This window comes from Trichothermofontia sp. (assembly GCF_053493415.1).
In genome coordinates this window covers 1-25,918 of the sequence record NZ_JBRCAD010000145.1, presented here as the reverse complement: position 1 = coordinate 25,918, position 25,918 = coordinate 1, and the positions used below count along the sequence as shown (strand labels likewise).

Here is a 25,918-nt window from a genome sequence, read left to right as displayed (position 1 = left end):
GGGGGGGGAGCAGTCGTCTGCGGTTGGCGTTGCTCGACTTTATGGGTTGCGGCCTCTAACACTAGGCGATCGTACAGGGGATTAAAGGCCCGGACTAATAACTCCACCAAACGATCGCGGTCCTGCCGGGAGAGTTGGGCGATCGCGGCCCGATCCCCCGCCATTGGATTCGTCCGCAGGGTGTCATAACCGGGATACTGGTCTTCCCGCATAATTTCATTCGCCCCTAGGTAGTCGGCCAGGGTGAGCTTCCAGTCAAGACGATAGGTACCGGGTCGGCTTTTGACGTAGAGATGGTAGCGGATCAGGCGGCTGACTAGGGTGTTATCGGTCGCTACGTCCCCAGAAATCGCTTGATATTGATTTTCCTTCGGTAGCTCCGGGAAAGACTGGTAGATGACATCCCCCACTTCCCAGGGGCGTAATCGACGGGTCGCTGCTGAGGTGGCACTGGCCGGAGACCCCGCTTGGCTCAGGTAAACCGGAACCGGGGGCTGGGCAACGACGATCGCATTGGCGACCCAGACGAGGCCCACCATTGTCAGCAGGATCAGGCCAAACCGGAGCGATCGGGGTAATCGTCGTGCCCCAGCGGTTGGAGGGTGTCCCACCGTGCGGCGGGGTTGGGAGCGTTCGCGAAGCGTTCCCTGGGGGAAATTGTTCATTCGCCAATAATTTCTGGTTGGGTCAACTCATCTGACATTTCGATAATCGCCCGGATCACTGGCTTCAGTAGCGGATCATCCAGGCTGTCGAAATCTTCATAGCGGCGACGTTTGGCCCGGTTAGCCACTTGGACCGTAATGCGATACCGATTCGAGGCCGCACTAATCAACTCCTCGGCCTGGTACATGATTTTGCTGGTATCAATCTGGTTGCGCTTTTGCATAAAGGAAGCGGGGATAGGGGTAATGAGGAACAGAAAGGTCTCCTGCTCCAGTGTAAAGTGCAAGGTTAGCTTATGGGGCCTTAGGTTTGAACTCGCCCAAGTTTTCCCCACACATCGTTGGGTTTGCCTGCGGGCAGGTACCTGTGCCTGAGCGTTGACGGGCATTACCCGGATGACCTATCCGACTGAGCAGGGCTTCAACAACTGACGCGGAGGAAGGTGTCTCCCGTAAAGGTGTCTCCCGTAACAGTTAAGTCTTCTGCCCCGTCGAGTGAAACTCAACGGTTTGACTGCTATACCGAAGCCCTACTTACCAGGGCAAACCCAAGACCGCACAAGGAACGTCCGTCGCTAATTGCTGGACAAGGGGATGATCAGCGGTGTAGCTCCCAATGAACAGGGCCTCTGCCGCGATCGCCGCCACCACCTGACGTAGCTCTAGTGCCACGGGACCAATGCGTAAATGGGTATGGAGTGCCCCTTGCCATTCGCTAGCCAAGCAACGAGCCTGCCAACGAATGCGATCGGCCTGAGCAATCGTCTTGGGACGGATTTTATCAACCACATACACCACGTGCACGAGTACGGGATGGGGTTGCATCGCTTGCCGTTGCTCGGCCATCGCCAGGGTTAACGCCAGCACAGCCCGACTATAGGCAGAGCCATTATAGCCAACAACCAGGTTGGTCGTTGGCACCGGACTGGGGCTGATCGGAGCCGGGGGTGGCGCCGGCAAAAGGACCCGGCATTGGGGCAGATTCGGCTGGCATAGGGTCGCTTCTAAACGCGAAATTGCGGGTTGTCGTGAGACTTGTCCCGGTGTTGTCGGCTGGGTATTGTTACCCCAAGGTTGCCCTGTTGGAGTAGTCGCACACGTTCGTGGCCTAGGCTGCATGAAGCCCTCCTGCGAGTGTATTCATGGACAGCGAACAAGCCGTGATCACACCACGACCTAGGACACTGAAACAGTCAACGGTAAAACATTGCTGACGATTCAATCTCCTCTCAATGCCGACGAGGTTAGCTGACGGGCTAGGGCTGAGAGATGCCCTTTTCCAAAACCCTACTTTGGGTACTTGACAACTTTGGAAACACGCCCCTTAAACGGTTCCCCCGTTTTGTTACCGCTGACCCTGGGAGTTAATTGAGGTAAAGCGGTCCCAAATTAGGCAGACTTGTTCGATTCTTCCCCCATCCTAAACGGCCACCCCTCAAGTGTCAACTCGAGGGAAGTGAGGCTACCATGAATGGACAGACGCACCAAATATCCCTCATCAAGACTCATTAGATTTGTGGTTTGTAGTAACAACTTTAGCCGTAAATCTTTAGTCGTAAAAATTATTCCTATACGGCCTTTTTCAACTTCCTTTCACGGTGTTACTTGGATCTCATATAGGTTCCACAGCGCACCTTCTAAATCGGAGAATTGGACGCTCTGAATTCTGTTCCGAACAGCAGACATCAGCAATTCTGTGGCTAGGTGAATAAAGGGAAGTTGTTCCTGGGCAATGATTTGGACTTGACCGTAAATTTCCCGACGCTTGGCCTCATCTAATTCCTGGGCACCCTGGATGTATAGATCACCAATTTTCTGCTCCCAATCCGCCACTTGTCGCCCTTCAAGAGGAGGTTGATTGGGCAAGGGTTTTTGGTTAAAACTATGGAGTGAACCGTTAGGAGACCAGATATTAAAGCCACTATTCGGTTCTACACCACCGGTAAAACCCAGTAAATGACATTCCCAATCGAGAGAATTCCCTAACTTATCCACTAGCGCACTAAAGGCGATCGGGGTAAAGTCCACCTGAATTCCAATATTAGCCAAATCCTGTTTAATCTGGGCCGCCATCGAGACCCGGACCGTATTTTCGGCGTTAGTTAACAAAGTGAAGCGTACCCGGTTGCCATCGGCATCCAGTAATTCATTACGATCGTTATATTGGAATCCGGCTGCTAACAAGAGTTCTTTAGCTTTTCCTGGATCATAATTGTAGACGCGCAATCCGGCTTCTGGCGGAAGATAATAGGGGCTTTGGCTGGTCAGGGGGGAATCAATCTTGGCTCCCAGTCCCCGAAAGATGTTGGCAATCATTTTGTCGCGATCGATGGCATAGGCAACAGCCTGTCGGAAGGCTAGGGTATTAAACCACTTGGACTTAATCGGATCAACGAGGGGTTTACCATTACGGCTTCCCTGGTTGAGGTTAAAGGAAATAAAGACGGTACCGGGACGCGGTCCCCCCATTTCAACTCGAAAATTGCCCCGTTGCTCCTCCCGCTTGAGTAGGGGAAAATCTTCTGGTCGCATAGGTTCGGCTACATCCAGATCGCCAGATCGGAATTTCAGCAATTGGGTATCGCGATTTTCAATAATTTTCCAGATAAACCGCTGGACATAGGGTTGAGGTTCTCCACTGGGGCCGCGCCGCCAGTAGTAGGGATTACGCTGCAACACTATGCGTTGACTGGTGACGTAGCTCGCGATCGTATACAGCCCATTGGTCACAATTTCCTGGGGGGGGGTTCCCACTCCCCACTTAGAAAGAAAAAGGGGTTTCCCGTCCGGGTCAAGGGTCTGGACGGATGCCGCCAGGATATGGCGAGGGAGTATCGGCAAACCCGTATTACGGAGGAAGGGGGCAAAGGGTTCTGGCACGCGAAAGACCACCTGGCGATCGTCAATTTTCTCAACCGTGGGTAATGCCCCGGCAACCCCAACCCGCAAGATATCGCGTGCCCCCGATGGAATCGCTTCATTTAAGTAGATATCGCGATAACTAAAAATCACATCGTCCGCTGTCAGGGGGTGACCATCGGACCACCGCAGTCCTTCCCGTAGTCGAAAGGTAATGGCCAGATTATCCTCGGACATTTCCCAGGCTTCGGCTAGGGCGGGCTGAATTTCCCCGGTAATCCCATGACTGGTAATCAATCCTTCATAAATCAGGCCGAACACATTCGGTGAGGTGTTATTCAGGGCTGAATTGAAGGTTTGGGGATCGCCTAAAAAACTGGTAATAATTTCGGGGACTTGCACGGCCTCCGCCCGAAATCGATCTAAATCGCAGCCAGTCAGGAGCAAGCCACTCCCTACGATGGCCAATACGATCCCCATCAGTCGCCCTAGTCGCCCTGTTTGTCGTAACTGCATTCTGCCCGTTTGCTCCCAGCCCTCAAGCCAAAACCTCAATCCGTCCCAGTTGTCCATCCAGCCGTACCCGCTGTCCATCCTGCAAGCGTTGACACGCCTGATGTACATCCATTACCGCTGGAATGCCATATTCACGGGCCACGATCGCCCCATGCGATAACCGCCCGCCGACTTCGGCGATAATCCCCCCGGCTTGGGCTAGCAAGGGTGCCCACCCCGCATCGGTATAGGGTACCACCAGGATCGTGGTTGCCTCGATCGTCGGCAAGGATTGCCAGGTTTTGAGGATCTGCACGCGGCCCGTCACCTGCCCAGGACTCGCCCCTAGCCCATATAGGATCGTTGCCCCAATGGCAGGGGGGGGCGCCATTGCCGTCAGGGGTTGGTTGCCGTAGGCTAGGAGGGGCGGTTGGGGCTGCTCGCGATCGGCCTCAAATTGGGCACGGCGCTTGTGAATTGTCGCCTGCAAGGGCGCGATCGCGATGTCTGAGCCTGCCTCAATACCGTGCCGAATTTCCGCGAGTTCCAAAAAGAAAATGTCCTCAATGGCATTCAAAATCCCCGCCGTTTGCCAGTGACGGGCGATCGCCAGGATGGTCCAGCGTAGCTCTGCCAGTAGCCGATTATAGACCTCACTCACCTGCCCCTTCAGGATCAGCCGCCGTTGGACGAGGCGTTGGGCCAGGGAAGGCGGGGTGGATGCGGGCGTTGGGTCTGCTGGGGTCACCGGGGATTGGGCAACCAACTGGGCCAACAGGTTGCGTAGGGGCAGGGGATCTTCCTGCCAGGTGGGGATGGCAATATCCGTGGCCACTTCGCTGAGATAGCCAAAGCGATCGCGGATCTGGTCAAACCGTTCCAGGAGGGATCGGGCATCCGGCAATTCCGCCAGTTGGGCAAAAAGAGCAGCCCCCTGCAGCGAGGTGGGGGCGTCACCCACGGGTTCGGCATGGGGTAGGAGATGTTGGATTGCTGTTGCCAATTCCCGCAACTCTCGTAAAACCGCAATTTCCGGTAGATACCGTGTATCCAATGCCGTCTCTGGCACCCGCAGGATCGCCTGCCGGAGGGCCAGGCTCAAGGGGGCGAGAATGCTGTAATAGGTGGTCTGTTGGAGGGCCGCCAGGAGGCGATCGACCCGCGCCAATAGGGCTGGCAACTCCAGATCAGCCAAGTTTTCTTGGGACAGATGGTGCAAAACGGGTTGCAGGTCGCGCTGGTGCGATCGTCGCCAATCCTTTTCCAGATAAACTTCACGACCCAGCAGGCGCACCAGTCCAGGCAGATTCCGCAGGGTGGCGTGCAGCGGCGGCTTGCTAAACTTGGCCCCCCGCGTCAGAAATTCCAGGCTTTCCGGAGGTAGCCCCATCCGCCGAAAAATTGTTCCCAGCAGCGTGGCATTAAAATAGGCAACCGACCCCAGGAGGGTGGCGGTTTGGTTAAAGTCCAGCCCACGGGCACGATCGCCCAGCACAACGGTAAATAACTGCCCCCACACGCCACAGGTCAGGGGCCGGTTAATCGACCAGGTGAGGGGCCGGATGTACCCTGGGATAACCTCCGCCGCAATCTTACGGGTCCAGATCGGTACCAAAGTGGTAATCGGACGCGATTGGAGCAACCAGAGCCGCTCACCATCATAAGTCCACTCAATATCCTGGGGAATCCCGTGGTAGTGGGCCTCCAGACGACGGGCCAGGAAGGCCACCTGCCGCAAGAGGGTGGGCGCAATCTCCGGGTTTGAGGAAACCGCTTCACGCGCAGGCACGATCGGCCAGTCGGTCTCTGGGAGCGATTGCCCCCCCTGCGCAAAATCCCCAGCCGTTTCCACCTGGGCCAGGGTTTGGCTAAAGGCAGCTTCCGAGAGCAACACGCGATAGGCAGCGGGGGTCACCCGTCCGGAAACCACCTGGGTGGCTTCCCCCGGCAGGGCCTCGATCATGACCGCCTCCCCACACCGGGCGATCGGGTCTCGGCTGAAGGCTACCCCGGAAATCACCCCCCGGATCTGGGTTTGGATGATGACCGCTAAATTGCTATCCGGTAAGCCCCGATCGCGGCGATATTGCACGGCCTGCGGGCGATCATAAGACTGCCAGCAATCCCGAATCGCCTGGGCCAACTGGTCGGTGTGCCGGATATGGAGAAAACTTTGGTATTGACCCGCCGCCGATGCCTCCACACTGTCCTCCCCGATCGCCGACGATCGCACCACCAGCGGTTGCTCCGGGGTTGGGTGTAGTTGGGTTAAGGCGGGAGCCGGATCATCTCCTGGTAACAGCACCCATCCCAGCGGTATGGGATAGCCCTGACGCAACAGTTCACCCAGGGTGGCTGCTTTCTGGCCAACCTTGGCAGCAGCGGGTGCCCGTTCGAGGGACAGGAGTACCTGATTCCCCTGGAAAAATCGCAACATGGTTTGACTCCGGGGGTGGGCGGCAGTGGCCGCCAGACTCAGGTCATCCGGAATCTTACGATAGATCACCGCCAGACAACCACTCAAGGCCAGGGTCGCCAGGAGGCGATCGCCCTGGGTTGGGTAAACCAACAGGGTCACTAAGGGCAACAGGATCAACATCCCAAACTGCGCTTGTTGCCGTTGCCGCAGCACGGTAAAGCTCACCCCACCGATCAGGGTCACCAGGGCCGCCACCCGCCAGTCATGCACCCAGTAGCCCCAAAACAGATTGGTTGTGCCGGCCCCTTGGGCGATCGCATAGCGCCCCATCACGAGGGCCACCAGGGCCAGGATCTCCCATACCGATCCCGTGGGGAAAAATTGCCGCGCCAGCAGGACCGCCAGAATCCCCTTCAGCGCCTCTAATACCACCGCACAGAGGCCCACTCCCACCCCACCGTGGTAGAAGGCCGCCGACACACTGAGATTGCCCGTCCCCTGTTGCGCCAACCGCTTCCCCGTCAACAGCCGCGTGCACCAGCCAATTAACGGCAGCCCCCCCAGCAGCGGGCAAAGGATAACAACCGCCAGTGCCCCCCAAACCTGCGTCAATGTCATCACCAAAGCCCACTACTGCACAACTTGACCCGCTGGGGGCCTATCAACCCTAACACTGGGGAATGGTCAGGGTCGTGGCGCGTTTGCGGGACCCAACATCGTCACTCCAGGATAACCAAGGTCGCAGCCACATGGCGTCGTCAAACGATTACGGGCCTAATTACGCGCCTACCTTGCCCCGTGTCCTTCCCTATTCCCCACGCCCCACGCCCCACTCCTCACTCGGCGGCGACAGCGCCGACGGCCAGCCTCGCCCTTCGGCCTGCATTCGCACGCGTACCGATTCCGCATGGGAGGCCAGGCCTTCCGCCGTTGCTAGGGTGATCACCGCCTTAGACACCTGCTCCAGGGCTTGGGGGGAATACTGGACTAAACTGGAGTGCTTCATGAAGGTTTCCACGCCTAGGGCCGAGGCATAGCGGGCTGCGCCAGAGGTGGGTAGGGTATGGCTGGGACCCGCGACGTAATCGCCGACGGCTTCGGGGGTCGATTGCCCCAGGAAGATGGCTCCGGCATGGCGGATCTGTTGTAACAGTTCCCAGGGATCTTCCACCTCGAGTTCTAGGTGCTCTGGGGCAAAGTCGTTGCTTAAAATCGCTGCCGTTTCCAGGGAATCCACAATGACCACTAAGCCGTAGTTAGCGATCGCCTTTTCCGTCAGGGTCCGGCGGGGGTGGTCTTCCAGTTGTTGCTTCACGGCTGCGACCACCTGCTCCGCTAGGACGAGGGAGGGGGTGAGCAAAATCGCTGCCGCCAGGGTGTCATGCTCTGCCTGGGCCAACAGATCAGCCGCAATGTGCTTGGGTTGGGCCGTCTCATCGGCAATGATCAGCACCTCCGACGGCCCTGCCAGGGAGTCAATCCCCACCGTCCCATAGACCAATTTCTTGGCCAGGGTGACGTAAATATTGCCCGGTCCCGCAATCACATCCACCTTGGGCACGGTTTCTGTCCCATAGGCTAGGGCCGCGATCGCCTGGGCACCGCCGATTCGATAAATTTCGTTGACGCCGGCCACCTGGGCGGCCACTAAGACTGCCGGATTCACAGCCTTCTCCCGTCCGGGTTCACGACTGGGCGGCGTTGCCATGACAATGCGTTTAACCCCCGCCACCTTCGCCGGGATCGCATTCATCAACACCGTACTGGGATAGGCGGCAAGACCACCCGGAACGTATAACCCGGCCCGATCGACAGGTGTGTAGCGTTTTCCCAGGACAATCCCGCGATCGCCAAACTGCACCCAACTTTTAGGCACCCGCTGGCCCTGGAAGGCTTCAATCTGACGGGCCGCTAACTGGATCGCATCGACTAACTCCTTGGGAACCAAATGGTAAGCCGCCTCGAGCTCCGCTCCGCTGACGCGCAGTTCCTCAACGCTCAGCCGCTGTTGGTCAAATTCTTCGGTGTAGTGGAGGAGTGCCCAGTCGCCCCGGCGCTTCACGGTCTGAAGGACTTCGCGGACAGTGGCCTCCTTGTGGACAACCTGCTCATCGTGGGTACGATCGCAGATCCGTCGCAGTTCAGCCTCTGCCTCGGCCCGCTGAGTGATAATTCGCAGCATGGAGAATGCCAACCGTAAAATCAAGCGTGGTGTGGCAGGATGCCCTCCGTACACAGCCCACGGATGGGTAGGCTGCCTGGGAAGTAGACCTGCTTCTGTACTTTCTAGCTTAGCTTGGATTCCGGATCGATGCTGAGTTGCCAGCAGATGCTAGTATAGTTTCTTGGCAGATTTTTGCCGGATGGATGGTGCTGGCGCAGTTTGTATCCCAGTACCCATTTTTTGACCATTACCGGGTGAAGACCGTACTCCAAGGAAGCGATCGTGGCTAATACCAAGTCAGCAATCAAACGGGTTCAAATTAACGAACGCAATCGCCTACGCAACAAGGCGTATAAGTCGTCAGTAAAGACATTGATGAAAAAATGTATCGTGGCGGCAAACGACCAGACACGGCAACCCTCCCCAGAAGCAGCCGCTTTGACCCAGGAGCGGCTAGCGGAAGCCTATAGTCGCATCGACAAGGCCGTGAAGCGAGGGGTCCTCCATCCCAATAATGGTGCCCGCAAGAAGGCCCGGTTGGCTCGCATCGCCAAGCAAGCCGAGCAGGCTGCGGCTGCCACCGCAGAATAGGCAAACCAATGGACATCCCGCTGATTGATACGCACGTTCATCTCAACTTTGACCAGTTCCAACCGGATTTGGCGGCGATTCGGCAGCGCTGGCAAGCGGCAGGACTGGTGCATTTAGTCCATTCGTGCGTTGAACCGCGTGAGTTTCCCACCCTGCAAGCCTTGGCCGATCGCTGGCCGGAGCTAAGTCTGGCGGTGGGCCTCCATCCCCTGGATGCCGATCGCTGGCACCCAACGATGGCAGCGGAGATTACCCAATTGGCCCAGGGCGATCGCCGGGTTGTGGCGATCGGGGAAACCGGCCTGGACTTTTACAAGGCTGATAATCGCGAGCAACAACACCAAGTGTTCGCCGCCCAGTTGCGGATTGCCCAATCCCTGGGGTTGCCGGTGATTATCCACTGTCGGGAGGCTGCCGCTGCGATGGCTGAGCAACTGCGCCGCTATTGGCAGGAAGCTGGGCCAGTCCCAGGGGTGATGCACTGCTGGAGCGGGACCCCAGCGGAAACCGAGTGGTTCCTTGACCTGGGGTTGTACATCAGCTTTAGCGGGGTGGTGACCTTCAAAAATGCAACGGCGATCCAGGCGGCGGCCCAAATGGTGCCGAGCGATCGGCTGCTGATTGAAACCGACTGTCCCTTTTTGGCCCCCGTCCCCCACCGGGGGCAGCGGAATGAACCGGCGTTTGTACGGGATGTGGCCCTCAAGGTCGCCGAGTTGCGGGGGGTGGACTTGGCCGATCTGGCCCTCGAAACCAGCCGCAATGCCTGTCAACTCTTTAACCTACCGGTCGAACTACCGCTGGCAGCAACAACCCGGGTTCCCGCGATCGCGGCCTCCTAGTACCGTAAACATCCAGTACAGGACGCCCAGCTTGCGGCATAATAGCTTAAAGAGGGTCAACAGCTTTTCTACTTGGTTCTCCTGTTTAACTGCTTAATTTGATTTTTATTAATGGTCAACTGGATCGCCCGATCGGGCAGGCGGATCGCCCCCCTGTCCCCTATCCGCCTCGCTAATGTGGGTACTTCCCCTGAATTCTTGTCATTGGCTGGCGATCGCAGCGGCGATCGCACTGCCCTGCTCCCCTGGACGCCCTAGGGAGCCATTCGGAGTTGCTTAAAAGGCGGCTTAAAGACTGTTTAAGTGCGATGGGGTTAGTTGGAATTGGGTTGTAACGGGTTTAGATCGCTTGCGATCACGGGTTCTACCCCAGTCGCCACTACTCCCTCTCACTGCATCCATCCAGCCGTCCCTGCGGCACAGGGCATTGACAACCGTACACCCTTGATGTAATAAGAGGTTTGCGCTGAGCGCAACCTGCCAGAGGAGAAGCATGGCTAACGAGACCACCGTAACACCGACCGTATCCACCTTCAGCCTACCGGACTTAGTTGAGATTCAACGGGCTAGTTTCCGCTGGTTTCTGGAAGAGGGCCTGATTGAGGAATTAGAAAGTTTCTCCCCCATTACCGATTATACGGGGAAGCTGGAACTCCACTTTCTCGGCAAGGACTACAAGCTCAAACGCCCCAAGTATGATGTCGATGAGGCGAAACGGCGAGATGGAACCTATGCCGTCCAGATGTATGTGCCCACTCGTTTGATTAACCGCGATACGGGGGAAATCAAGGAGCAAGAGGTGTTCGTGGGCGATCTGCCCCTGATGACCGATCGCGGCACCTTCATCATTAACGGTGCAGAGCGGGTGATCGTCAACCAGATCGTCCGGAGTCCGGGGGTCTATTACAAATGTGAGACGGACAAGAATGGTCGCCGCACCTACAATGCCAGCCTGATTCCTAACCGGGGAGCCTGGTTAAAATTTGAGACAGATAAAAACGATCTGGTCTGGGTGCGCATCGACAAAACCCGCAAGCTTTCGGCCCAGGTGTTGCTCAAGGCTCTAGGGATCAGCGATAACGAGATCCTGGATGCCCTACGCCATCCCGAATATTTCCAGAAAACGATCGACAAGGAAGGCCAATACAGCGAAGAAGAAGCGCTGATGGAGTTGTACCGGAAGCTGCGACCGGGGGAACCGCCGACGGTGGCCGGGGGACAACAACTGTTGGAAACCCGCTTCTTTGACCCGAAACGCTACGACTTGGGTCGCGTCGGTCGCTACAAGATCAATAAGAAATTGCGGTTGCCCATCCCGGAAACCACACGGGTACTCACGCCCCAGGATATTCTGGCCGCGATCGACTACCTGATCAACCTGGAACTGGATATCAGCGGCTTTGAAATTGACGACATTGACCACCTGGGGAATCGCCGGGTCCGCTCCGTGGGGGAACTGCTCCAGAACCAGGTGCGGGTGGGCCTCAATCGCCTGGAACGGATTATCCGGGAGCGCATGACCGTCTCCGATGCCGAGGCCCTAACACCGGCCTCCTTGGTTAACCCCAAGCCCCTGGTGGCGGCCATCAAGGAATTCTTTGGGTCCTCCCAGTTGTCCCAGTTCATGGACCAGACCAACCCCCTGGCGGAGTTGACCCACAAGCGCCGTCTGAGTGCCCTGGGTCCGGGCGGCCTCACGCGGGAGCGGGCCGGGTTCGCAGTACGGGATATTCACCCCAGCCACTATGGCCGGATTTGCCCGATCGAAACCCCAGAAGGTCCAAATGCCGGATTGATCGGCTCCTTGGCGACCCATGCACGGGTGAATGCCTACGGGTTTATCGAAACCCCCTTCTACCGGGCAGAGAATGGCCGCCTGCGCAAGGATGAACCTCCCATTTACATGACAGCGGACGAAGAGGACGACTTCCGCATTGCCCCTGGGGATATTCCCGTGGATGCTGAGGGCTGGATCTTGGGTGACCTCGTGCCCATTCGCTATCGCCAGGAATTTAGCACAACCACTCCGGATCAGGTGGACTACGTGCAGGTATCCCCGGTCCAGATCGTCTCGGTAGCCACCTCCATGATTCCCTTCCTGGAGCACGACGATGCTAACCGTGCCCTGATGGGATCGAACATGCAACGGCAGGCCGTGCCCCTGCTGAAACCTGAACGTCCCCTTGTCGGTACGGGTCTCGAAGCCCAAGCCGCACGGGACTCTGGGATGGTAGTCCTCTCCCGCGTCACGGGGGAAGTGGTCTTTGTCGATGCCACCGCGATCCGCGTGCAGGATGAGGCCGGGAATGTGTACGAACATCCGCTGCAAAAGTATCAGCGATCGAATCAGGATACCTGTCTCAACCATCGTCCCATCGTCTTTGTGGGCGATCGCGTCGTCGCAGGCCAAGTCCTCGCGGATGGCTCAGCCACCGAAGGCGGCGAACTGGCCCTGGGCCAAAACATCCTGGTCGCCTATATGCCCTGGGAAGGCTACAACTACGAAGACGCGATCCTGATCAGCGAACGTCTCGTCATTGAGGATGTCTACACCTCGATCCACATTGAAAAATTTGAGATTGAGGCCCGTCAGACCAAACTCGGTCCCGAAGAAATCACCCGTGAAATTCCCAACGTCGGGGAAGATGCCCTGCGGCACCTCGACGAAAACGGCATCATCCGCATTGGGGCCTGGGTGGAACAGGGCGATATCCTCGTCGGTAAGGTCACCCCGAAGGGCGAGTCCGACCAGCCACCGGAGGAAAAACTGCTGCGGGCCATCTTTGGGGAAAAGGCACGGGATGTGCGGGATAACTCCCTGCGGGTACCTAATGGGGAAAAGGGTCGCGTCGTCGATGTGCGCCTCTTCACCCGCGAGCAGGGCGACGAACTGCCCCCAGGGGCCAACATGGTGGTCCGGGTGTATGTGGCCCAAAAACGCAAAATCCAGGTCGGGGACAAGATGGCCGGTCGCCACGGCAACAAGGGGATCATCTCTCGTATTCTGCCTGTTGAGGATATGCCCTACCTGCCCGATGGGACCCCCGTCGATATCGTCCTCAACCCCCTAGGGGTGCCTTCGCGGATGAACGTGGGTCAAATCTACGAGTGCCTGCTGGCCTGGGCCGGGGAAAACCTTAACGTGCGGTTTAAGATTGTGCCCTTTGATGAAATGCACGGGAAGGAAACCTCACGGGCCACTGTCCACGGCAAGCTGCAAGAAGCGCGGGATACCCGGAAGCAAGATTGGCTCTACAATCCCAATGATCCGGGCAAGATCCAGGTCTACGATGGCCGCACGGGGGAACCCTTCGATCGCCCCGTCACGATCGGCAAAGCCTATATGCTCAAGCTGGTCCACCTAGTCGATGACAAGATCCACGCCCGATCGACCGGTCCCTACTCCCTCGTCACCCAACAACCCCTGGGTGGGAAAGCCCAACAGGGGGGGCAGCGGTTTGGGGAAATGGAAGTGTGGGCACTGGAAGCCTTTGGCGCGGCCTACACCCTCCAGGAACTCCTGACCGTCAAGTCCGACGACATGCAAGGACGGAACGAGGCGCTGAATGCGATCGTCAAGGGCAAACCCATTCCCCGCCCCGGCACCCCCGAATCCTTCAAGGTGCTCATGCGCGAACTTCAGTCCCTATGTTTAGACATCGCGGTCCACAAGGTGGATACCCTTCCCGATGGCACCAGCCGCGACTACGAAGTCGATCTTATGGCCGATGTCAGTGGACGCCGCGCCCCCTCCCGGCCCACCTATGAGTCGATTTCCCGTGACGATATCGATGACGATGTTTAGGAAGTCGGGACAAAGACCTCTGAGCCAAGACCTCCGAAACCTCGGAGGTCTAATAAAAATCTAAATCCCCAATCTAAAAATCCCCAATCATGCCCAAACTCGAACAGCGGTTTGATTACGTCAAAATTGCCCTTGCCTCGCCGGAACGCATTCGTAAATGGGGCGAACGCACCCTCCCTAACGGTCAAGTAGTGGGTGAGGTCACCAAGCCTGAAACCATTAACTACCGGACCCTGAAGCCGGAAATGGACGGTCTATTCTGTGAGCGTATTTTTGGTCCCGCCAAGGACTGGGAATGCCATTGTGGCAAATATAAGCGGGTGCGCCATCGCGGCATCGTCTGCGAGCGGTGTGGCGTAGAAGTCACCGAGTCGCGGGTGCGCCGTCACCGTATGGGCTATATCCAATTGGCCGCGCCCGTAGCCCACGTCTGGTACCTCAAGGGCATCCCCAGCCACATGTCGATCCTGCTGGATATGCCCCTGCGGGAAGTCGAACAAATTGTTTACTTCAATGCCTATGTCGTCCTCGACCCAGGTAATGCCAAGGAAGTCGGCTTTGACCTGGAAGAAAAAAAACTGCTAACGGAAGAGCAGTGGCACGAAATTGAGGATGAAATCTACCGCGAAGAAACTCGGTTGGAAGGTGTCGAAGTCGGCATTGGCGCGGAAGCCCTGCAACAATTGCTCGATCGCATTGACTTGGAGGCTGAAGCCGAGCAGTTACGCGAGGAAATCGCCAACTCCAAGGGCCAAAAGCGGGCCAAGCTGATCAAACGCCTGCGGGTGATTGATAACTTCATCGCCACGGGGTCCAAACCCAGTTGGATGATCTTGGAAGTCATTCCCGTGATCCCACCTGACCTGCGCCCAATGGTGCAACTGGACGGGGGACGTTTTGCGACCTCGGACTTGAATGACTTGTATCGGCGGGTGATCAACCGTAATAACCGCCTCGCCCGCCTTCAGGAAATCCTCGCGCCGGAAATTATTGTCCGGAACGAAAAACGGATGCTCCAGGAAGCCGTGGATGCCCTGATCGATAACGGGCGGCGGGGTCGTACCGTGGTGGGGGCCAACAACCGTCCCCTCAAGTCCCTGTCCGATATTATCGAAGGGAAACAGGGCCGCTTCCGCCAAAACCTACTGGGGAAACGGGTGGACTACTCTGGTCGTTCCGTCATTGTGGTGGGTCCCAATCTCCAGATCCATCAATGCGGCTTGCCACGGGAAATGGCGATCGAACTCTTCCAGCCCTTTGTGATCCATCGCCTGATCCGGCAGGGTTTGGTCAACAACATCAAAGCCGCCAAAAAGCTTATCCAGCGCGGCGACCCCAGCGTGTGGGAAGTGCTGGAAGAGGTGATCGATGGTCACCCCGTCTTACTCAACCGGGCACCCACGCTGCACCGTTTAGGGATTCAAGCCTTTGAACCGATCCTGGTGGAAGGTCGGGCGATTCAACTGCATCCCCTGGTTTGTCCTGCCTTCAACGCCGACTTTGATGGGGACCAAATGGCCGTCCACGTGCCCCTCTCCCTAGAAGCCCAGGCGGAAGCGCGGTTATTGATGCTGGCTTCCAACAACATCATGTCTCCGGCCACCGGGCGACCGATTATCACCCCTAGCCAGGATATGGTCTTGGGCTGCTACTACCTGACGGCGGAAAATCCCAGGGCACAGCGGGAGCAAGACTACTACTTCGCTAGCATGGACGACGTGATTCTGGCCTTTGAACAGGAAAAAATTGAACTGCACCAGTACATTTGGGTTCGCTTTGATGGTGAAGTCGAGGATGATGAGCCGACGGGTGAGCCAGAAGTCGAACAGACCGCAGATGGGGGTGTGATCAAACTCTATAAAGGCCAAAAAACGGGTAAACGCCTGCGGCGGGTGCGGGAAGATGCGGAAGGCACCGTGGTTTCCCAATACATTCGCACGACACCGGGGCGGGTGATTTACAACCAGACGATTCTGGAAGCATTGGTTGGGTAATCGTAGGGGCGGGCTTTCTCAAGATACCTCACTAGGAATGCCAATCTTACTAAACCCGCCCTTAGGGATTTCGCGTACACATCACGGGCTATTGGGTGAAGAGGTCGCAATGACACAAGCAAATATCATTTTCCGCAACCGGGTGATTGATAAGGGGCAGTTGCGCAAGCTAGTGGCTTGGGCGTTTACTCACTATGGGACGGCTCGGACCGCACAGGTGGCCGATCGGTTGAAGGATTTGGGGTTCCGGTATGCGACGCGGGCAGGGGTTTCGATCAGTGTGGATGACCTCCAAGTGCCGGACACAAAACCGCAGTTGATTGCTGAAGCAGAGCAGGTAATTAACCAAACCAACGATCGCTATGAACGCGGTGAAATTACCGAAGTTGAACGGTTTCAAAAGGCGATCGATACCTGGAATGAGACGAGCGAAAAGCTCAAGGATCAGGTGGTTGATAACTTCCGCAAGCGGGACCCGCTCAATTCCGTCTACATGATGGCGTTCTCTGGGGCGCGGGGGAATATCTCCCAAGTGCGGCAGTTGGTGGGGATGCGCGGTCTGATGGCCGATCCCCAGGGGGAAATTATTGACCTGCCGATTAAAACCAACTTCCGCGAGGGATTAACGGTCACCGAATACATCATCTCCTCCTATGGTGCCCGCAAAGGCTTGGTAGACACGGCGCTACGGACAGCGGACTCTGGCTACCTGACCCGGCGGCTGGTGGATGTCTCTCAAGATGTGATCGTGCGCGAAGTGGATTGCAATACCCAGCGGGGGATTTGGTTAGAGGATATGCGCGACGGTGATCGCGTCCAAATCCATCTCAAGGATCGGCTAATGGGACGGGCCACGGCAAATCATGCCGATGGACGGATTGTCCATCCAACCACGGGTGAAATTCTGGCGGAACCGAATACGATCATCAACGACGATCTGGCCCAAGCGATTGCCGATGCCGGGGTGAAGCGAGTCTTGGTGCGATCGCCGCTGACCTGTGACGCCACGCGATCGGTGTGCCAGTGCTGCTATGGCTGGAGTTTGGCCCATGCCCAGATGGTGGATATGGGGGAAGCCGTTGGGATTATCGCGGCCCAGTCGATTGGGGAACCCGGCACCCAGTTAACCATGCGCACCTTCCACACGGGCGGTGTCTTCACGGGCGAAGTCGCGCGGCAGTTACAGGCTCCCTTCCGAGGCGTGGTGCGCTACCCCACGAATGTGCGCCTGCGGCCCTTCCGGACCCGGCATGGGGATGATGCCTTTTTAACCGAAACCAACTTTGACCTCAAACTCGTTTCGGAAGGCGGGCGCACCCAAACCTTCCAGATCGCCCAGGGTTCAATCCTGATGCAGCCGGATGGGCAGGAGGTGGAAACTAACCAGATTTTGGCGGAAGTGCCGATCGCGGGGCGGGCCACGCGTAAATCCACGGAAAAAGCCAGTAAGGACGTGACCACTGACCTGGCCGGTGAAGTGAAATTTGCCGATATCGTGCCGGAAGAAAAGCGCGATCGCCAGGGCAACATCACCCGCTACGCCCAACGGGGGGGGCTAATTTGGGTCCTGTCTGGGGATGTTTATAACCTGTTACCGGGAGCCGAACCCACCGTGAAAGAGGGGGATGTCGTCAACATCGGCGATACCCTCGCCGAAACCAAGCTCACCACCGAACATGGCGGCATCGTCCGAATTCCCCAGGATGAGAGCAATAAGACCGTTCGGGAAGTCGAAATTATCACCGCCTCGGTTCTCCTAGATCAGGCGCGGGTGCGGGTGGAAGGCTCCCAAAGCCGGGAACATTATGTGATCGAAACCACCACTAACCAGCGCTTCTTCCTGAAAACCACACCGGGTACCAAGGTCCACAGTGGTGAAGTCGTGGCCGAACTGGATGACAAGTCCTACCACACCGAGACGGGCGGCATCATCAAGTACGCTGGGGTTGAGGTGGCCAAGAAAGGCAAGGCCAAACAGGGCTACGAAGTCGTCAAGGGGGGGACCCTGCTGTGGATTCCCGAAGAGGCCCACGAGGTCAACAAGGATATTTCGCTGCTGGTGGTGGAAGACGGCCAATATGTCGAAGCCGGGACCGAAGTGGTCAAGGATATCTTCTGCCAGAGCAGCGGTATCGTCGAAGTCACCCAGAAGAACGACATCCTGCGGGAGATCGTCATCAAGCCCGGTGAACTCCACATGGTCGATAATCCGGAGGACTTGATTGCCAAGGATGGCACCCTGGTCCAAGCGGGGGAAGAGGTGCTACCGGGGTTAGTCTCGGAAGATTTGCGCTATATCGAATCGGTGGAAACGCCGGAGGGACCTGCCCTGTTGCTGCGTCCAGTGCAGGAATTTAGTGTCCCCGATACCCCCTCGGTGCCCAGTCAGGAGTCGGCCAGTGAAGCGGGTCGGGCGATTCGTCTGCGGGCGGTACAACGCTTGCCCTATAAGGACGGCGAACGGGTAAAGTCGGTGGAAGGACTGGAACTGTTGCGTACCCAGTTGGTGCTGGAAATTGACAAGAACTCAGGCACCGATCTCGGGAAGGAAGATCATCACCTCGCCGCCGATATTGAGTTGGTGGATGATGAGACCGATCCTGATGTCAAGCGCCTGCAACTGGTAATTTTGGAATCCCTGGTTATCCGTCGGGATGTGGTGAGTGACCCCACCCAGGGGGGAACCCAAACCAGCATTCTGGTTCACGATGGCGACCAAATCGCCCCAGGGGCCGTGGTGGCTCGGACTGAAATCCAGTGTCGGGAAGCGGGCATTGTTGGGGGAATTAAGGAAGTTGCCGAAGCGATTCGCCGGATTTTGGTGGTGCGGGAGGCCGATCGCGTGAGTGTCCCAACCCCTGGTCAAGCCCCAATGGTCAATGTGGGTGACTTGATCGTGGAGCGCGATCGCCTTACTGCCGAAACCATGGCGAAACAATCGGGGCAAGTGGTGGCTGTCAACGAGGGTGAAATCCAAATCCGTCTCGGTCGGCCCTACCGGGTCTCACCAGGGGCCGTGTTACACATTGAAGACGGCAGCTTAGTCCAACGGGGCGACAACCTGGTCCTCCTGATCTTTGAACGGACCAAAACTGGGGACATTATCCAGGGTCTCCCCCGGATTGAGGAACTGCTGGAAGCCCGGAAACCGAAGGAAGCTTGCATCCTGGCGAAGCGTCCTGGTGTGGCCCGTGTGGTCTATGGTGACGACGAATCGGTGGAGGTCCAAATCGAGGAAGAAGATGGGGTGGTCACGCCCTATCTGATCGGGCCGGGGCAAAACCTGATGATTTCCGATGGTGATCAGGTAGAAGCCGCCAGTCCTCTTACCGATGGTCCCGCTAATCCCAACGAAATTCTGGAAATTCTCTTCCAGTACCACCGCGAACGCGATGGCCTCTACCAAGCCTCGTTGATCAGCTTGCAACAGGTGCAAAAATTCCTGGTGGACGAGGTGCAGTCGGTGTACCAGTCCCAGGGGATTGATATTTCCGATAAGCACATTGAGGTGATTGTCCGCCAGATGACCTCGAAGGTTCGGGTGGAAGATGGCGGTGATACCACCCTCCTGCCCCAGGAATATCCGGAATTGCAAGAGATCGAAAAGATCAACGAAGCGATGTCGATCACGGGGGGTGCCCCAGCGGAATACACCCCCGTCCTCATGGGGATTACCAAAGCCTCACTGAAGACCGATAGCTTTGTCTCGGCAGCCAGTTTCCAGGAAACGACCCGGATTCTCACGGAAGCAGCGATCGAGGGCAAATCCGATTGGCTGCGGGGTCTCAAGGAAAATGTCATTATTGGCCGCTTGATCCCGGCGGGGACAGGGTTCAATACCTACGAAGAGACCGCTAGCTTCGAGCCGGATATGGGCGACGGCCTCACCCTACTTGATGAGGACGAGGATGCCGATGATCTGAAGGACGTGATCCTGGTGGATGACGAGGTGGCACGATCGCTCAACCCCGAACCGCCATCCAAGTCTGGTTCCGAATTCCGATCGGCCTTCAGCTTTGGCAGCAGCAGCCGCAAGGGCGATAAGTACTCCCCGATCCTGGGTGACGATGATGAGCTAGTGGATGATAACAATGGCTATGACCTAGAGGAGGACGAAGAGGAAGAGGACGAAGACTTTTACGATGATGATGATGAGTAGGTCAGTCACCCCTCGCTGAAGCAAGGGAGTGACTGGCATGACCCAGCCGGGGGTCAGCGTTTTATGAACCTGGGGTGTGCTTAGGGTGACCAGAGGGAGTGAACGTTGGCCCATTTTAATTGTCATTACAATGTAGAGTTTGCCGATGCATCCCCTGCGCCCTGTACCGATCCCGCCGCGCCCCGGCCAAGAATCTGTTTGGGATTATCCTCGTCCGGCCCGCTGGGAGGAGACCGCTCAAGAAATCCAGGTGATTTTTAATGGCGTTACGATCGCCCATACCCGTCGCGGTAAACGGGTCCTGGAAACCAGTCATCCCCCCACCTATTACATTCCCGCTGCGGACATCCTGCTTGACTGTCTCCTCGAAACTTCCCGCATGAGTGTTTGTGAATGGAAGGGGCGATGTCGCTACTATGATGTGGTTGTGCAGGATAAGCGGGCTGCGTTTGCCGCATGGCGCTACTTTGATCCCAGCCCGCCCTTTCAGGCGATTCAAGCCATGTATGCGTTTTATCCCAGTCGCATGGATGCCTGTTATCTTGAGGGAGAGCGCGTGACTGCCCAACCCGGTGACTTTTATGGTGGCTGGATTACCCAAAATATTGTGGGTCCCTTCAAGGGGGCACCAGGAACGATGGGATGGTAGCCGGGGCAGGTTACAATCGCGCTAGGGAACGCTGTCTCTGCGTGCCTGGGCGCGTTAAGGGCGTGGATCGCAGTTCAGACGACTTCAGGGAGAATCGCGATGGAAGCGAAAAATATTAAAGTCTATCGCCAGATGGGGATTGATCGCCTAGAGCAGTTATTGCTGGCAGAACCGGAGCGTATTCACCGAGCCGATTTTTTTATTGATACGGCCATTCGTCAACAGTCCAATCCCAAACTGCCCGATCGTCCGGTGGGGGCCAGTCCCTATGTGGGTTTATATGGGGCGGGGGCGGCTATGCGGGACCACCGTCGCGTTGCCCTGGATCGTTTCCGGGAGTTAACCCTGCCCCTCGAAAAATTTGAGGCGGTCGATCGGGAAATTGATTATTTCATTCGCTTTATTTCCGACCTACCGCCCCGACCAGACAATGTTGATCCCTACGTGCGCTTGTTTGTCTTACCCACCAATACACCGGAGCCGGGTAATTTATTCCCGCCAGTTGGGGAAAATACCAGTGGTAAGCAATACATCACAGCAACCCAATTGGTCCAGATTGCCGGGTCCTCGGAACTGCGATCGCGCATTGAGTCCCTGACACCGGGGGTCAACCAAACCTTTGAACGGTATCAAATCAATACTCGACTACGCATGGCCCACTTCCTCGCCCAGGTCATGCACGAAAGTGGCGGCTTCCGCTGGCTGCGGGAGATCTGGGGACCGACGGATGCCCAACGAAGCTATGAGGGGCGGCGCGATCTGGGTAACACCCAACCGGGTGATGGGAAGCGGTTTATGGGGCGGGGTCTGATCCAACTGACTGGTCGGGCTAACTATGCCGCTTTTTCTAGAGATTTGGGGGTTGATTTTGTGGCCAATCCCACCCTGGTTGAACAACCTCCCTATGCCGTGATTGTGGCCGGATGGTATTGGGATCAGCGCAAGCTCAATACGTGGGCCGATCGCGATGATTTAGAAGGTGTAACGTACCGAGTCAACGGTGGTTACAATGGCCTAGACGATCGACGGCGCTATTTAAATCGTGCCAAAACGGTTCTGAAGTAATGATGCTGCTTGATCACCAGGCGTTCGTGTCGCAGACCATTAATTCCGAAAGGCCGTTCCTGCTCTGGACGTGGTATCTGTTGATGGGCCAGACGGCTACGGTTGCAGCGCACCGATCAGTTTAGTGCGCAAACACTCTAAGTGGCCTAAATACAGCTTTAAGGCTTCGGCTTCCGACAGCGATGCCACGAACTGAAGACGCTGTTCAATGGGTTCCTGACGCACGGTATGGCCTGGGCAATCAATGGGATTGCCACCCAGGGGACATTCAAAAATTAGACCATAGAGCATTGGTTTCACCGATTTAAGATGGCGAGCCGTTGCAGCCAGCCGATCAATATTGGTGTTGATTTGTTCGATGAGTACCTGCATTTGTGGATCGTCTGAGTGATCCAAACTGACCCCCTGTATACAAATGAGTTGGCAATTTAAGGATAAGTAACCCGCAATTCTTATTGTAGAGGCCGGAGGCAAAACCCTAATCCCCTGACCCTAAAATTAGTCCCTCGCCTGACTGGTGCGGCGATCGCGGCGAACCTGTGCCTTGGCAGACAACCAGTGTCGAGACATTTTGGGATACAATCAAAATTGTAAAGTTCTGTTGCCGTCAGGATTTGCTGGGTTTTGCTTAAGCAAAGATGGGGCTGATTGAGGCCCACCAGAACCCTAAACTTGGCACTCAAGCTCAGTAACTTCAACCCTTGTTAGAGAGGAATCGAACATGGCTTACGAATTGCCTCCCCTGCCGTATGACTACCAGGCACTGGAGCCGTATATTACAGCGAGAACGCTAGAATTCCACCACGACAAGCACCACGCGGCTTATGTGACCAACTACAACAATGCGGTCAAAGACACGGAATTGGACAGCCTGCCGCTGGAGACGGTGATCACGCAGGTGTTTGGTGATCCCGCCAAGGTGGGTTTGTTCAACAATGCGGCTCAAGCCTGGAACCATACCTTCTACTGGTATTGTATGAAGCCCGGTGGCGGTGGCCAGCCGACGGGGGAATTGGCGGCTAAGATTGACGCCGACTTGGGCGGCTATGAGAAGTTCAAAGAAGCCTTCCTCAGTGCGGGTGGGACCCAATTTGGCAGTGGTTGGGCCTGGTTAGTGCTGGAAAATGGCACCCTCAAGGTGACTAAAACCCCCAATGCCGAAAATCCGCTTGTCCACGGTCAGGTTCCTCTACTCACAATGGATGTATGGGAACATGCCTACTATCTGGATTATCAAAATAAACGCCCAGATTATGCCAAAACCTTCGTGGATAGCCTGATTAATTGGGATTTTGTCGCTGAGCAATATGCTAAGGCGAAATAGCGGGTGATGTCAGCGCGATCGTCACTAGCTTAACTGGCGATCGTCCTATTTTGAATACTAGATTCAACGGGAGTTACTGCCCTGACGGGGACTCCCGTTTTGTATTTTGTCATGATCACAAATCCCCAATGGGTTGCTCAGTTTCTTCAACACCATAAAGCTCATATTCAAATGGATTGCCATTCTGCCAACCCATCTTCCCAAACTTGCGTAAACGCTCTAATCTCCGAATCATGATCTCACAATAAATAGGATCTATATCACAAACATAGCATTGGCGTTGTCGCCGTTCTGCTGCGATTAGTGTAGTTCCCGAATGTCCAAAAAAATCAATGATTATATCCCTTTGCTTAGAACTTGAAATAATCAGTCTTTCAATTGCTTTGAGAGGTTTTTGTGCATAACACCCATTCACATTTTCCTCCATTCTATAGAAAACTTGTTGAACATCTACCCAAACATTACCTGGTCGGATATTCTCAGATTTACTACGTTCCATATTTTCAGTTTTTTTACCATTGACCCTTTTATAGTAACCCCGCAAGATTTTAGGAATATCTGTGTATTGGACAGTAAACTGTGGATTTCCCTTGATATAGTATAAACATTCTTGCCTGACAGCCATCCAGTTTTTTGGGGTTCCATATCCTCTTTGATTACGCATGGTAATGAGAGAACGTGAGGTAAACTCTTTAAAAGAACGCATCATTAACATGAAATCAGGTAATGGCTGAAAGTCTTGACTTTGATCCGCCCCCAACCATATATAAAGCGATGAGTCTGCACATAAGGCATTAGAGGTGTTGTATATCCATTTCTCACACCATGTTATGAACTCATCGACTGATCGCGTTTCAAAAGCAACCAAATTATAAGGAGGATCATGGATAGCTAGTGTAGCCGTATCCCCATTCATTAAATGAGCTATCTGATCAGGATTAGTGGCATCTAAACAGCCAATTCTATGTCCTTGTATAGAATCTGTCCAAATATCCCCTGGTGCAAGCCGACAGAATTTCAATAATTTTGTGCGAGTTTCCTCATCTTCATCAAGCCTTGGTAGTGTATAGCTTTTCATGGTTATGTGCAATTTTATGATTAGCTAAATATCATCTCAAAATATTTGATAATGAGTTAAACTATCAAATTCTCCTATTCTAGCCTAATCGTGTTAAATAACCAATCCTACTACGACTTTTCAAATATCTTTAAGGAGCCACTGGCCGATCGCCTTTGAGAGGATGTTTGAAAAGTCGGCTAGGGGGTAAAAAAGTTCTCTCAGTGTAAGCTGCGAATAGTTAAAAACCACAACCCTGAGAGAGCCAGTGAGTAAAGCATATCCCAGCAATCTCACTCCAGCCCAGTATGAATTGCTCAGCGACCTGTTGCCAGCCCCTAAACCCGGTGGCCACCCCCGGTCAGTCGATCTGTGGGAGATCCTGAATGCGATTTTCTAGGTGCTGGTCGAAATCATGGTGAGGTGCTTGGCCTAAACTTTGACACAGGATGACTTTTCAAACATCCTCTAACTACTTTACAGACGTGCGAATGAATTGCGTTAGCCAACGAATTCAGTGTCAAATTTAGGTTGGGTTTTTCTGGAGTTTGATGTCTAATTTGGCCCCGCGATCGGTGCAAACTCATACTGCCCACCGGCCCGTGTCCCCGGCGCTACCCGCACCAGTTGCACCGACGCATTGCGATCGCCTGAGGGCAAAAAACGAATCATCCCTGTTGCGCCTGTTGTCGAAAAACTCGATTGGGCCAGGGCTTGCTGTACCCCACTACGACTGGGGTTCCCCTGTCCCAAGGCCGCAATGAGGGCCTGCGTGGCATCGTAGGCCATCGCCGTGCGCCAATTGACATCGGCTCGCCACAACTGCCGTGCCGCTGATGTGAAGGGCGAATTGGGGTTGGCCAGGATATGCCAGGGCACCGCAACCACCATCCCCACCGCATTCTCGCCCCCGATCTCCAGGAGCTTAATGTTGTAGAGACTATCGCCGCCCAGTAGGGGCCGTTGTTTTTGGTTGACTTGCACCACTTGTAGGGCCTGGTCCAGGGTGGCGGTATTGGACAACAGGACTAGGACTTGTGCGCCTTGCTGAACCGCTTGCTGCAATTGGGCTGCGGCACTAAACCCCGCTGCGGACAGATCCACCTCCGCGACCACCTCACCGCCGTCCAGGAGCAGGGCGGTACTAAACTCATTTTTCAGCGATTGGCTGTAGTCACTCTGGGAATTGAAAAAGATCGCGGCTTTGGGTTGACGGATCTGGTTCACCTGATAGCGCGAGAGGGCCGAGGCGGTCACCTTATCACTGGGGACCGTCCGGAATACATAGTTCCCGACCCCCGACAGGGCCACGGAGGTACTGGTGGGTGAGATCATCACCAATTGTCCGGCTTCGTAGATGGGGCCTGCCGCCAGGGAGGCTTCACTGCCGAAATGGCCCACCACGCCGACGATCGCGCTATCCTTCACCAACGCTTGAGCAACCCGTTTCGCGCCCTCTGCCGTATTGCTGTCATCCGCGATCGCCACCTTCAGGGGCACCCCATTAATCCCCCCGGTCTGGTTCACCTGGTTTTGGGCCTGGGCCACCCCCCGCATCAGTTCTTCCGCCGGATTGAGGGCTTGGCTCAGGGGAGCAATGACCGCGATCGTATAGGCGGGCTGGGTGCCAATGCGGGCATTGTTCAGGTAGATCAGCGCCTCCGGATCATTGGGATTCTGTTGGAGCGATAGCTGGAATTGCTGGACGGCTTCGGTGTAATTTCCCGCCGCCATTGCTGTCACCCCAGCCTGTTTAGCTGCACTGGCATTGGGTACTAACACCGTGTTGCCCGTACTAATCGGCCCACTGCTCCCCGCCCCCATCCCCGG

General features: G+C 55.9%; 18 protein-coding genes, 1 pseudogene and 1 riboswitch. Of the genes and pseudogenes, 10 read left to right on the top strand and 9 right to left on the bottom strand.

Going from position 1 to position 25,918, the window contains the following annotated elements; translation table 11 throughout:
- The 6 genes from ACWIUF_RS12575 to hisD all read right to left on the bottom strand — a co-directional run.
- The coding region (locus ACWIUF_RS12575) for a hypothetical protein (RefSeq protein WP_448572751.1) at positions 1-665 on the bottom strand (665 nt) is incomplete at its 3' end.
- Positions 662-952, bottom strand: a complete 291-nt coding sequence (locus ACWIUF_RS12570) for a DNA-directed RNA polymerase subunit omega (protein ID WP_448572750.1) — start codon at positions 950-952, stop codon at positions 662-664. The genes ACWIUF_RS12570 and ACWIUF_RS12575, both read right to left, overlap by 4 nt.
- A 247-nt stretch (positions 953-1,199) precedes the next feature.
- Complete coding sequence (locus tag ACWIUF_RS12565; protein WP_448572749.1) at positions 1,200-1,625, bottom strand: hypothetical protein; 426 nt, start codon at positions 1,623-1,625, stop codon at positions 1,200-1,202.
- A gap of 258 nt (positions 1,626-1,883) precedes the next feature.
- A riboswitch (cyclic di-AMP (ydaO/yuaA leader) is annotated at positions 1,884-2,038 on the bottom strand.
- 220 nt (positions 2,039-2,258) lie between these two features.
- Positions 2,259-4,040, bottom strand: a complete 1,782-nt coding sequence (locus ACWIUF_RS12560) for an ABC transporter substrate-binding protein (RefSeq protein ID WP_448572747.1) — start codon at positions 4,038-4,040, stop codon at positions 2,259-2,261.
- A gap of 22 nt (positions 4,041-4,062) precedes the next feature.
- Positions 4,063-7,056 (bottom strand): glycerol-3-phosphate acyltransferase, encoded by a 2,994-nt coding sequence (locus ACWIUF_RS12555; RefSeq protein WP_448572746.1) that lies wholly within the window; start codon positions 7,054-7,056, stop codon positions 4,063-4,065.
- Between the two features lie 190 nt (positions 7,057-7,246).
- Positions 7,247-8,620, bottom strand: coding sequence for a histidinol dehydrogenase (gene hisD / locus ACWIUF_RS12550; protein WP_448572745.1), 1,374 nt, complete (start codon positions 8,618-8,620; stop codon positions 7,247-7,249).
- A gap of 264 nt (positions 8,621-8,884) precedes the next feature.
- Here hisD and rpsT point away from each other — a divergent pair, with 264 nt between their 5' ends.
- The 8 genes from rpsT (at position 8,885) to ACWIUF_RS12510 (ending at position 21,707) form a co-directional block, all read left to right on the top strand.
- Complete coding sequence (rpsT, locus tag ACWIUF_RS12545) at positions 8,885-9,193, top strand: 30S ribosomal protein S20 (protein ID WP_448572744.1); 309 nt, start codon at positions 8,885-8,887, stop codon at positions 9,191-9,193.
- An 8-nt stretch (positions 9,194-9,201) separates the two neighbouring features.
- Entirely contained in the window at positions 9,202-10,035 is an 834-nt protein-coding gene (locus tag ACWIUF_RS12540; protein WP_448572743.1) for a TatD family hydrolase, read from the top strand.
- A gap of 111 nt (positions 10,036-10,146) precedes the next feature.
- On the top strand, positions 10,147-10,293 hold the full coding sequence (locus ACWIUF_RS12535) for a hypothetical protein (RefSeq protein ID WP_448572742.1): 147 nt from the start codon (positions 10,147-10,149) through the stop codon (positions 10,291-10,293).
- Positions 10,294-10,528: 235 nt separating this feature from the next.
- Positions 10,529-13,840: a DNA-directed RNA polymerase subunit beta gene (gene rpoB / locus ACWIUF_RS12530; RefSeq protein WP_448572741.1), complete on the top strand. Its 3,312-nt coding sequence runs from the start codon at positions 10,529-10,531 to the stop codon at positions 13,838-13,840.
- Between the two features lie 89 nt (positions 13,841-13,929).
- The gene (locus tag ACWIUF_RS12525; RefSeq protein ID WP_448572739.1) at positions 13,930-15,834 is read left to right on the top strand and encodes a DNA-directed RNA polymerase subunit gamma; all 1,905 of its coding nucleotides are present in this window, start codon (positions 13,930-13,932) and stop codon (positions 15,832-15,834) included.
- 109 nt (positions 15,835-15,943) lie between these two features.
- Positions 15,944-19,993 carry a DNA-directed RNA polymerase subunit beta' gene (locus ACWIUF_RS12520; protein ID WP_448572738.1) on the top strand — a complete coding sequence of 1,350 codons (4,050 nt, stop codon included), beginning with the start codon at positions 15,944-15,946 and terminating at the stop codon, positions 19,991-19,993.
- A gap of 145 nt (positions 19,994-20,138) precedes the next feature.
- Complete coding sequence (locus ACWIUF_RS12515; protein ID WP_448572737.1) at positions 20,139-20,642, top strand: DUF427 domain-containing protein; 504 nt, start codon at positions 20,139-20,141, stop codon at positions 20,640-20,642.
- Positions 20,643-20,741: 99 nt separating this feature from the next.
- Positions 20,742-21,707 (top strand): glycoside hydrolase family 19 protein, encoded by a 966-nt coding sequence (locus tag ACWIUF_RS12510; protein ID WP_448572736.1) that lies wholly within the window; start codon positions 20,742-20,744, stop codon positions 21,705-21,707.
- A 96-nt stretch (positions 21,708-21,803) separates the two neighbouring features.
- Here ACWIUF_RS12510 and ACWIUF_RS12505 read toward each other — a convergent pair whose 3' ends face one another.
- The gene (locus ACWIUF_RS12505; RefSeq protein ID WP_448572735.1) at positions 21,804-22,079 is read right to left on the bottom strand and encodes a hypothetical protein; all 276 of its coding nucleotides are present in this window, start codon (positions 22,077-22,079) and stop codon (positions 21,804-21,806) included.
- Between the two features lie 349 nt (positions 22,080-22,428).
- Between ACWIUF_RS12505 and ACWIUF_RS12500 the strand changes: the two genes are divergently transcribed.
- The gene (locus tag ACWIUF_RS12500; protein ID WP_448572734.1) at positions 22,429-23,031 is read left to right on the top strand and encodes a superoxide dismutase; all 603 of its coding nucleotides are present in this window, start codon (positions 22,429-22,431) and stop codon (positions 23,029-23,031) included.
- Between the two features lie 115 nt (positions 23,032-23,146).
- Here the strand turns inward: ACWIUF_RS12500 and ACWIUF_RS12495 are convergent, their stop codons facing one another.
- On the bottom strand, positions 23,147-24,109 hold the full coding sequence (locus ACWIUF_RS12495; RefSeq protein WP_448572733.1) for a DNA-methyltransferase: 963 nt from the start codon (positions 24,107-24,109) through the stop codon (positions 23,147-23,149).
- A 247-nt stretch (positions 24,110-24,356) separates the two neighbouring features.
- On the opposite strand from ACWIUF_RS12495, the pseudogene ACWIUF_RS12490 reads away from it, so the two are divergent.
- Positions 24,357-24,485: pseudogene (locus ACWIUF_RS12490) on the top strand (transposase); the annotation flags it as partial.
- 158 nt (positions 24,486-24,643) lie between these two features.
- Here ACWIUF_RS12490 and ACWIUF_RS12485 read toward each other — a convergent pair.
- Positions 24,644-25,918 (bottom strand): ABC transporter substrate-binding protein (locus ACWIUF_RS12485; RefSeq protein ID WP_448572732.1); only part of this gene is annotated, 1,275 nt, incomplete at its 5' end.

Excerpts from the sequence above, each read along its gene's own strand:
- ACWIUF_RS12560 (WP_448572747.1), bottom strand. The coding sequence starts at position 4,040 with ATGCAGTTACGACAAACAGGGCGACTAGGGCGACTGATGGGGATCGTA.
- ACWIUF_RS12555 (WP_448572746.1), bottom strand. The coding sequence starts at position 7,056 with ATGACATTGACGCAGGTTTGGGGGGCACTGGCGGTTGTTATCCTTTGC.
- hisD (WP_448572745.1), bottom strand. The coding sequence starts at position 8,620 with ATGCTGCGAATTATCACTCAGCGGGCCGAGGCAGAGGCTGAACTGCGA.
- ACWIUF_RS12540 (WP_448572743.1), top strand. The coding sequence starts at position 9,202 with ATGGACATCCCGCTGATTGATACGCACGTTCATCTCAACTTTGACCAG.
- ACWIUF_RS12535 (WP_448572742.1), top strand. The coding sequence starts at position 10,147 with ATGGTCAACTGGATCGCCCGATCGGGCAGGCGGATCGCCCCCCTGTCC.
- rpoB (WP_448572741.1), top strand. The coding sequence starts at position 10,529 with ATGGCTAACGAGACCACCGTAACACCGACCGTATCCACCTTCAGCCTA.
- ACWIUF_RS12525 (WP_448572739.1), top strand. The coding sequence starts at position 13,930 with ATGCCCAAACTCGAACAGCGGTTTGATTACGTCAAAATTGCCCTTGCC.
- ACWIUF_RS12520 (WP_448572738.1), top strand. The coding sequence starts at position 15,944 with ATGACACAAGCAAATATCATTTTCCGCAACCGGGTGATTGATAAGGGG.
- ACWIUF_RS12515 (WP_448572737.1), top strand. The coding sequence starts at position 20,139 with ATGCATCCCCTGCGCCCTGTACCGATCCCGCCGCGCCCCGGCCAAGAA.
- ACWIUF_RS12510 (WP_448572736.1), top strand. The coding sequence starts at position 20,742 with ATGGAAGCGAAAAATATTAAAGTCTATCGCCAGATGGGGATTGATCGC.
- ACWIUF_RS12505 (WP_448572735.1), bottom strand. The coding sequence starts at position 22,079 with ATGCAGGTACTCATCGAACAAATCAACACCAATATTGATCGGCTGGCT.
- ACWIUF_RS12500 (WP_448572734.1), top strand. The coding sequence starts at position 22,429 with ATGGCTTACGAATTGCCTCCCCTGCCGTATGACTACCAGGCACTGGAG.
- ACWIUF_RS12495 (WP_448572733.1), bottom strand. The coding sequence starts at position 24,109 with ATGAAAAGCTATACACTACCAAGGCTTGATGAAGATGAGGAAACTCGC.